Consider the following 692-nt stretch of genomic DNA (forward strand, 5'->3'; position numbering starts at 1 on the left):
GTGAGCCCGTCAGCCCGGCGCGAGGCCGAGCAGGGTGCCGAGCGGCACGACGAGGGTGAAGCCGCCGTAGAAGCCGTCCTTGGCGCGGCGGGCCGTGTAGGGGTTCCAGAACGAGTTCGGGTTGACGACGTACTGGACCACGGGCTCGAGGATCACGCCCTTGCCGATGTCGAGATGCGCGTTGGCCTCGAAGATCAGCTTGTCGCGAGAGTAAGGCGCGCCGGAGCCGCCGGAGATGAAGTTCGCGTCCGCCAGGAACTGGGTGTAGTTCTCGTTGAGGCGCTGCCAGTTGACCTTGAGGCCGTAGGTGTCGTTCGGCCGGCTCTGGTCGGGGGCTTCCAAGAGCACGCCGAAGAACGAGTTGAAGCGGATCGGGATGGTCGGATCGAAGGCGTAGCCGGTGCCGGTGTAGAACGAGACCGCGGTCGGGTGCAGGTTGAGGTCGCCCTTGGTGATCAGGCCGCCGTCCGCCCGCCACACCGTCTGCGCACCGGTGAGCACGATGCCGGACGTGCCGGACTTCTGCAGCACCGGGTCACCCGGGTTGAGGCCCTTCGAGGTGCCGAACACGGTCTTGAAGTTGTCGTCGTGGTCGGCGGTGTTGACGAAGCCGGTGAGCGAGACGCGGCCGGGATAGGCGGTGGTGGCGTAGGTGGTCTTGGTGCCGATCTCGGTCATCACCAGCGCACCCG

Annotated in this window: 1 protein-coding gene; it reads right to left on the minus strand. The window is 66.8% G+C overall.

Going from position 1 to position 692, the window contains the following annotated elements; all coding sequences use genetic code 11:
- Positions 1-9: 9 nt before the first annotated feature.
- Positions 10-692 (minus strand): carbohydrate porin (locus AAHG03_RS27040; RefSeq protein WP_342154969.1); only part of this gene is annotated, 683 nt, incomplete at its 5' end.

The sequence above is a fragment of the Methylorubrum subtropicum genome (assembly GCF_038442325.1).
Classification (GTDB): Bacteria; Pseudomonadota; Alphaproteobacteria; order Rhizobiales; family Beijerinckiaceae; genus Methylobacterium; species Methylobacterium subtropicum.